The sequence below is a fragment of the Pantoea allii genome, from assembly GCF_002307475.1.
In the GTDB taxonomy this organism is placed as follows: Bacteria; Pseudomonadota; Gammaproteobacteria; order Enterobacterales; family Enterobacteriaceae; genus Pantoea; species Pantoea allii.
In genome coordinates, this window is sequence record NZ_NTMH01000046.1 from 1 (window position 1) to 8,040 (window position 8,040).

At 46.3% G+C, this 8,040-nt stretch carries 6 protein-coding genes and 1 pseudogene; all 7 read left to right on the forward strand.

Going from position 1 to position 8,040, the window contains the following annotated elements; all coding sequences use genetic code 11:
• The first annotated feature begins 3 nt into the window (after nt 1-3).
• The gene (locus CMR03_RS21500) at nt 4-2,523 is read left to right on the forward strand and encodes a type VI secretion system Vgr family protein (protein ID WP_096012601.1); all 2,520 of its coding nucleotides are present in this window, start codon (nt 4-6) and stop codon (nt 2,521-2,523) included.
• Complete coding sequence (locus tag CMR03_RS21505; protein ID WP_096012598.1) at nt 2,516-3,730, forward strand: hypothetical protein; 1,215 nt, start codon at nt 2,516-2,518, stop codon at nt 3,728-3,730. The genes CMR03_RS21500 and CMR03_RS21505 overlap by 8 nt, the downstream gene beginning before the upstream one ends.
• 114 nt (nt 3,731-3,844) lie before the next feature.
• The gene (locus tag CMR03_RS25105; RefSeq protein ID WP_141248574.1) at nt 3,845-4,129 is read left to right on the forward strand and encodes a hypothetical protein; all 285 of its coding nucleotides are present in this window, start codon (nt 3,845-3,847) and stop codon (nt 4,127-4,129) included.
• Between the two features lie 120 nt (nt 4,130-4,249).
• Nucleotides 4,250-4,426: a hypothetical protein gene (locus CMR03_RS21510; protein WP_244181410.1), complete on the forward strand. Its 177-nt coding sequence runs from the start codon at nt 4,250-4,252 to the stop codon at nt 4,424-4,426.
• 70 nt (nt 4,427-4,496) lie between these two features.
• Nucleotides 4,497-5,264, forward strand: a complete 768-nt coding sequence (locus CMR03_RS21515; RefSeq protein WP_096012599.1) for a hypothetical protein — start codon at nt 4,497-4,499, stop codon at nt 5,262-5,264.
• Nucleotides 5,265-6,250: 986 nt separating this feature from the next.
• On the forward strand, nt 6,251-7,459 hold the full coding sequence (locus tag CMR03_RS21525) for a hypothetical protein (RefSeq protein WP_096012600.1): 1,209 nt from the start codon (nt 6,251-6,253) through the stop codon (nt 7,457-7,459).
• Nucleotides 7,456-8,040: pseudogene (locus CMR03_RS21530) on the forward strand (type VI secretion protein VasK); the annotation flags it as partial. The gene CMR03_RS21525 and the pseudogene CMR03_RS21530, both read left to right, overlap by 4 nt.

The window sequence follows — 8,040 nt, forward strand, 5'->3', positions numbered from 1 at the left end:
CATATGAGCAACAATCCCCCCATAAGATTCAGTCACAACCACCACCGGCTTTCGGTGAAGGGATGTGGCGCAGAGCTTGATGTGCTGGCTTTTGAAGGCGATGAAGCCTTAAGCAGACCGTTCCGCTACCGGATTGAATTCACCTGTACAGACCATGCCATCAGCAAAGAGATGATGCTGATGAAGCCCGGTTCCCTGACGCTGCAGGCCCCGGCTGACACGGGTTTCGGTAGTAAAGTGCAGCAGACGTTACGGGTGATTCAGGGCGTGGTGACCGGCTTTGAGCGCCTCAGCACTTCTAAAGAGGAAACCCGCTATGCCCTGACGCTCCGGCCGCGCCTGGCGCTGCTTGACCGTTCGCACCAGAACGCCATCTACCAGGACATGTCGGTGCCGCAGATTGTGGAAAAAATTCTGCGCGGGCGCCACAACATGCGCGGTCAGGATTTTCTGTTCTCGCTGTCAAAAGAGTACCCGCGCCGTGAGCAGGTGATGCAGTACGGTGAGGACGACCTGCACTTCATCACCCGCCTGCTGGGCGAGGTCGGTATCTGGTTCCGCTTCACCACCGACACGCGCCTGAACATCGACGTGGTGGAGTTCTGCGACGGTCAGCAGGGCTATGAGAAAGGCCTGACGCTGCCGTCGGTGCCGCCGTCGGGGCAGCACTCGCAGGGCGTGGATTCGGTGTGGGGGATGGAGAGTCATCACAGCGTGGTGCAGAAGCAGGTCAGCACCCGGGACTACAACTACCGTCAGGCCACGGAAGACATGAACGCTCTGGTGGACGTGACCCGCGGGGATGCGACCACCTACGGCGATGCCTACCACTGGGCGGATAACTACCTGTCACCGGGCCGTACCTGTGACCGCAGTCCGGCACCGGAGTCCGGTGCGTTTTATGCCCGCATCCGGCATGAGCGTTACCTGAACGGCCAGACGCAGACCCGGGCCATCACCAGCTGCCCGACCCTCTCTCCGGGTCAGGTGCTGAAAGTCACCGGCGGTTATGAAGTGGCGGAGGTGTTTGCGCAGGGCGTGGTCATCACGGCGATGCACAGCCGGGCGCGGCGGGATGAAGACTTTCGCGTGCATTTTGAGGGCATCCCGGACAGCACGGATTTTTGCTTCCGCCCGGAGCCGGGCTTACGCCCGGTGATGGCCGGCACCGTACCGGCGCGCGTCACCAGCACCACCGAAAACGACACCTACGGCCACATTGATAAAGACGGCCGCTACCGGGTAAACATGCTGTTCGACCGCGATAACTGGGAAACCGGATTCGAGAGCCTGTGGGTACGCCAGTCCCGCCCGTATGCCGGGGACACCTACGGTCTGCACCTGCCGCTGCTGGCGGGCACGGAGGTGGCGATTGGCTTTGAGGACGGCAACCCGGACCGGCCGTACATCGCAGGCGTGCTGCACGACTCGGCCCACGGTGACCACGTGACCATCCGCAACTACAAACGTAACGTGCTGCGTACCCCGGCGAACAACAAAATCCGCCTCGATGACGAGCGCGGTAAAGAGCACATCAAGATTTCCACCGAATACGGCGGCAAGAGCCAGCTGAATCTCGGACATTTAGTGGATGCTGAGAAGCAGAAGCGCGGTGAGGGTTTTGAGCTGCGGACGGATAAGTGGGGAGCCATCCGGGCACACAAAGGGATGTTCATCAGCGCTGATGGCCAGACGAAAGCACAGGGCCAGGTGCTGGAGATGGAGGCGGCGGTCAGCAATCTGGGTGATGCCCGGGAGCAGATGACGTCCATCTCCGGTGACGCGCAGAAGGCGACCGCGAACCCGGCCGATCTCCAGGCGCAAATCACACTGCTGGAACAGCAGGTTACGGACCTCAAAAAATCAGTGCTGCTGCTCAGTGCGCCGGATGGAATGGCGCTGACCAGCGGACAACATCTGCAGGTATCTGCCGGGCAGAACCTGATAGCCACAGCCGGTAAAAATGCAGACGTCAGCGTGGTGAAAAATCTGTTCATCGGGGTGGGTAATGCCCTGAGCGTGTTTGTTCGTAAGCTGGGGATCAAGCTCATCGCGAACCAGGGGCCGGTGCAGGTACAGGCGCAGAATGACCTGATGGCACTGCTTGCTCGTAAGGAAATTAGTATCGTCAGTACTGAAGATGAAATCAAAATCATCGCGAAGAAGAAGCTGACGGTAAACGGCGGCGGGAGCTATATCACTCTGGATGTTAATGCCATTGAGTCGGCGACGGCTGGTGAGTACAGAACAAGGGCCGGGTATTACGTCAGGCGGGAAAAAGCGCAGCAGAAGCCTGATATTTCGCCTTTATCCAATGCTATCGACGACGGCAGCCACAATATTCGCTATTTGTGTGCTGATGATAATGGAGTTCCAATGTTGAATACGCCTTACAGGGCATTTTTGGCTGATGGCTCAGTGCTGGAGGGGGTCAGTGATGGTGAGGGGTATACGAAGCTGTTTACTTCTGCGCAGACTCAGGATGTTTTTTTGCATATGATGCCGGGGGTTATCAATGCCTAAGTATAAATTCTACACAAAAATTGAATCAAATGTACCAGTATCCGATCTTTTTTATGACCTTGATGTCTATAAAACTGATGGCAATAATAAAAAACATGTTCTGCTGTCAGTAGCACAACAACCGATAGACCCTGGTTATTATACTCAGCCTCATGATACAAATGAGACTGATGATGATTTGTCAGTGATCTACATTATAGAAATTAATTTGTACCGCAAGCACGGTGGTAAGCTGATTTCGGTGCTTTCATCCCCGGCGAAAAAAATGTATACACTGGGTGAAATAGCCTCAGAGAAAGCTTACTCTAAAAATAAAAGAGAAAATGTCTGTTATTTTGAGACTAAAGCGCAGACAAAACCCTTAAATGATAACGGTGATGAAAATATTCATAGAGTCCAGATAACCTGCCTCGGAAGGGCATTTATAGCAAAAGAATATCCTGTCGGTAGTACTGATGATCCTTTCGATAGAAAGAAGATAGAAAATCAGATTGTATCGAGAATGAACCGCAGTAATTATCCTAATCAAGGTTGGACGAGTTTGTGTGGACCCGCAGCATTTTTTTATTGTTTGCAGATGGACAGGCCGGATGTTTATAAACAAGCAGCTATCGAACTTTGGTTGCATGGGAAAACTAAAATAGGCACTTTGGAGATCTCACCTGGAGACGGGTGTAGGCATCCTAAAGGAATTTTTTATGATGACTACGGTAGAGAAGCAGTATCAGGTCTGGATTGGATCACATTGGCTAGCCTGAGGGATTCTGAAAATTCAATTATGAGTTACGATGAAGTGGATGATCAGGTTGCTGGTATTACAATGTGGGGGAAGTTAACGGAATGGTTCGAAAAGGCCGGTTATGAGAAAGTATTCGATAATATAAGTCTCTCGCATGCAAATGTGAACGATATTATAAGTCTGAATAACTATATTAGTAGCGGGCACAAAGTTGTAAGCTTAATCTCTGCTGGAATGTTATCAGATTTTCCTGGGGACAGTTCATCGAAGAATCATTGGATAGTCTGGGATAGTCAAGTTAGGTGTAATGGTGGCAGAATAATATCTGCAAGCACATCCGTTTTAGACAAGGTGGATTTAACCTTGTTTTCGTGGGGAAAAGTTAAAAATCAGTTAAAGAATAATGCAAGTCTGAGTGTTTTCATGAAACATACATTTGAAGGGTTGGTTTTTAGGCCAATAAAGTAATTTATGTGCCGTAGATTAATACTTCTTTCATTTATTTTATTGATTGTATCATGTTCCTCACCTCAAATTGGCTTCACTCCATTTTGGGAAATATTACCTGATGCAAGGGTAGGTGTGCCTTATAATCAAGAGATTATTATAGGAACTAACTTGGAGGATAACCCAGAGTTCCTAACGGCAGAGAATACTAAAGTAGATATTTACCCTGCTGATATAGGACTGCAGGTGCTTTCTAATAAAAAAAGAAGGGATGGGTTACCTGTATACAATTTTCTTTCCATTTCAGGTGTGCCATCAGAATCAGGAACTGTTAAAGTTTCAATTTCTGGTTTTACATATGGTTCTATGTATACCAAAAGCGGTAAATTTAATAAAACCTATTCACTGAAGGTTAAATAGCCTTGGATAAATATATACAACATTATTTCAAAACTCGTTGATACCAATGGTGACTCATCGTCAAAGAATCACTGGATTGTTTGGGATGACCCGGAATACAAGAAGAAAAATGCAGCCGGCATGAAGAAAAAACCACCAAAAATTGAGAACCCTCAGAAAGTGACAGAGAGTGCATATAACTGTATTGATACGGGTGGTTTTTTTATAGCCTGTTTCAAATCTAAAGTTCTCAAAATTATGGATGAGGACAAGTTTGGGAAATCTGATGATGACAGCATTATTTTGAAAGTAACTTAAGGTATAAATGGTGCAGATAAAGGGATTGCAGAAAGAAAAATAGCCACTAAAAAAGCAAAAGAGATTATTGATGATGAAGTTTAAAAACAATTTATTTTTGTTCATGATGTTTGGTGCTACTGCTTTTAGTTCTTGGGCGGGATATTACAACACAATTAATACTGATGGCGTAACTATTCATTTTGATAAGGATAAAGCTGGATATGTAAGTGTCCACGATGAGAAATTAAATACGGATTACTCATGCAAAATTGAAAATTGGAATGATTCATTACTCTCTGGTGCTGGAGGTATTTCTCTAACTAGTGATCATGTAGGCGTGCTTATAGCATCAGGAAATAAATATCTTGATCTTAAGGAGCTTATAGGTTGTAAAGGACAGTCAATCCGCATTCATTCTATTCCATATTTTAACAATGCAATTTCTTCTATTATAGATGTGAATTTTGAGAAAGAATTAGTTCTGGCATTGGTTGTGATTGATGCTCACTTTAGATCATATCAGGCGATAGTCTCTAGGTTTAATGGAAATAGAAACCTTTTGTCTGGCAAGGGTTTTTGGAGTGATTACCCATCTAGGTCAGATGAAAATAGCTTGTTTTATCTTAGTGGTTCAATATATCTAGGGAAAATATCTTTCAATGGAGAATATGTTGCACCAAACGATTTGGATTGTGCTGCTGATTCATTTCCAGGTGTGTGGGATATAGCTCAGAAAATGAAGGTTGTATTCCCAGAAGATAAAGATGATACTGTGATTGACAGTAAATGCAAAAAGCTTTTTTCAGGTGATAAAACCTTGGATGAGTTAGGAGGGAAGCTTATCAAGCCGAATTGATGATTTTTTGATTATAGTTTATTTGTCCTTTCCCCTGCTGACAAAAAGTTCAAAGAGATAAAGCCTGCATGCGGCGATGACTTTGTTAACGTACGGATTGAAGGTCATGATTTGATTAATATGATTTATGACAATAAAACTTCAAAGTCATGTTTCATCCCCCTCTAAAGTCTTAAATAATTGCTTTCGATATGTAAGCGTGCGATATAGAGTTGAAAACATTTAATTGAAAAAGCATATCAATGGTCGAAGCCTGAAGGAAAATAAAATTTCATAGTCATTAAAACATCCCTGAAAGGATTTACGCACAGGACGTAATGTTAGTAAAAAGTTTACATGTCATTCATTATCGGTTTCAGTTCTTTCTCTATGGCTTCTGTTCTTGCTGTTAACGCAGGATTTGTATCTGCAACGTGAACCCTGTCATCTGGTTCAAGTGCCAACATTTTTTCTTCATCCAGTTTTGATGCATGCAATATGCATTTTAGTGATTTTAAATACCCGGCATTGTCTGATGATGAGTACTTAGAAAAAGAATAACCAATATCGGAGTGGACTTGTCTGTATTCTGATGAAGCATTTTAATCGATGTGTGATGTACAGCAAGTGAACAGTAAGAGGGACAGTGTTAGTGGCGTCGATAATAAGATTGTGTATGATTAAAAAGATAATATACGGAAATCCATTCCGGATGCTACATATGTGAAAAATGGGAAAGTAAATCATCTATCTTTATTACAGGTTAAAAGAAAAGATGTATCTGTTTTTATGGCTATTGATATTATGGCGAAACTTAAAGATGGAATGTTAGGTTAGGGTGTTTTTTTGATACATAAAAATAATGCCCTATGTGGTTCTGGTATTAATTCTTTGGATGGTAAATGTGAAGATCTACCTAAAGAAGAATTTTAATTATTTGAGAGCATTTCATTTGATGGTGACTAGCCTTAGTTGAAATTTGGAAATTTTAAAGCATGAGAGTGTGAATGTCGTATTCCCTGAAAGATCTTCCGAAATGTTATCCTCGGCAAGTACCACCTAAAATATCCCGTTGGCTTGCCGTATTGGTGGCGATGCTGGTCATCAGCGTGATCCCTATGAGGATATTCGAACGATACATCAATAACAGCCACTTCTGGATGTTGGCTATTGGCGCACCAATAGTTATGTGGATTGTGAGTTTCACTATTCGCATGTGGGCATGGTCATTACAGGACAGTAAAGCGAATGGTTTTGACCGGCGTCGGGAGCAATGGATCTTGTGTGAGACCCGTAGGGCTCGTCGTGCGCTTCAGGTGTTGAATACGACATTTATTACCGCCCATCAGGAAGATGAACAATCTTCTGTTGCAATTGAAATGCTCAATAATCACAGCATTATCATTTCGCAGTCAGACTGGAAAGGCGAAGAAAGCAGGAGGCTGAGTCGTATCCTGACAGAACCAGAGGATACCCCTGGATTGGTCATCTCACGTCTGTTTTCAGAGCTGATTGCTGATCTTCCAGTTCATCAGTTTCCGGAGAACGCTTCGATTGTTGCCATCCTTGATGTCTCGTCATCTCTGTCATTCCCAGCTGTCAGAGATATCTGGCAGGAAGCCTGGCAGGAGAGTGGCATAACCTGCGTTCTTGAGTACACAGACAGCAATGGACCAAGGGTAGTCAACCACTGGCTGGATCACCGCATTAAAGATGATGCGATGTTATTGATTGTTGGTCTCCAGATTGATCCGGTTGTTTCAAACAATACTGCTGAAGCAGCCGTTGCTCTGCTTCTTGGCAACCGCCTGACCCAGGAGGCAATCGAACCTCTCGCGTTGCTTCACCGGCCAGATTCTGCTCCAACAGGTGAACTAAGGGAGGGGATGAACATGGCCGCCTATAACGTCCCGCTCAAAGAAAATATAGTGAAAAATTTATGGCTTGCTGGGCTGACAGGTGAGCAGCGCGCAGAAGTTATTGCGTGCCAGAATGCGCACCCTGCGCAGTCTGTCGAGGACGAAGCCGTCATTTCGCTCGATACATCCATGGGGCATGCCGGAGCCGTAGCTCCCTGGTTGGCTATCGCTGCCGCCACTGAAATTGCCCGACTAACTCAATCGCCACAGATGATTATCTGCGGTGATACCACACAGAATGTGCTGTGGAGCACGCTCATTACCCCGATTGCTTCCCGACAGGAGATGGATCCGTGAAGCTACCTTTAGCACCGAAGACTACGGAAGGCCGCTATCTTGCTGTCGCATTGATTTTCTTTTTGCTGTTAGCCGTTATGACGTTAATGGTCTGGAAGCATCCGGATATAGCCGGGATTGAAGACGGAAGTCAGCAGCAAATTTACTGGCTTATCGCCGGCGGATGTATTTCAGGCAGCGCCCTTATCGTATCCGTGGTGCTTTTGGCGGCAGTACGTGGTGTCGGTAAGCAGGAGTTTAATGCGCTTGTCGACAACACCAACGGTGATGATGAGAAAAAGAAACGGGAAAATGATAAAGCGCCAGTTCACCCTGCGGTGGCCATGTGTAACAAGATTCGGAGACATCTCCGCTCCCGTATTGGCCTTTACTGGCGTCGTAAAACCCGTCTGTTGTTAATTACTGGTGATGAAGTGGCAATCGAACAGCTGGTTCCCGGCCTGCAGCAGCAGCAGTGGCTGGAAGGCAACCGTACCGTGCTGATTTACGGCGGCAGCCTCACGGCTGAACCCGATAAGGAAAAATACACCGCGCTGCGCAGGCTGCGTCGCGGACGCCCGCTGGACGGGATTGTCCGCGTC

What these genes read in the sequence shown, in the direction of transcription:
- CMR03_RS21525 (WP_096012600.1), top strand. Translation starts at nt 6,251, where the DNA reads ATGTCGTATTCCCTGAAAGATCTTCCGAAATGTTATCCTCGGCAAGTA.
- CMR03_RS21500 (WP_096012601.1), top strand. Translation starts at nt 4, where the DNA reads ATGAGCAACAATCCCCCCATAAGATTCAGTCACAACCACCACCGGCTT.
- CMR03_RS21510 (WP_244181410.1), top strand. Translation starts at nt 4,250, where the DNA reads ATGAAGAAAAAACCACCAAAAATTGAGAACCCTCAGAAAGTGACAGAG.
- CMR03_RS21505 (WP_096012598.1), top strand. Translation starts at nt 2,516, where the DNA reads ATGCCTAAGTATAAATTCTACACAAAAATTGAATCAAATGTACCAGTA.
- CMR03_RS21515 (WP_096012599.1), top strand. Translation starts at nt 4,497, where the DNA reads ATGATGAAGTTTAAAAACAATTTATTTTTGTTCATGATGTTTGGTGCT.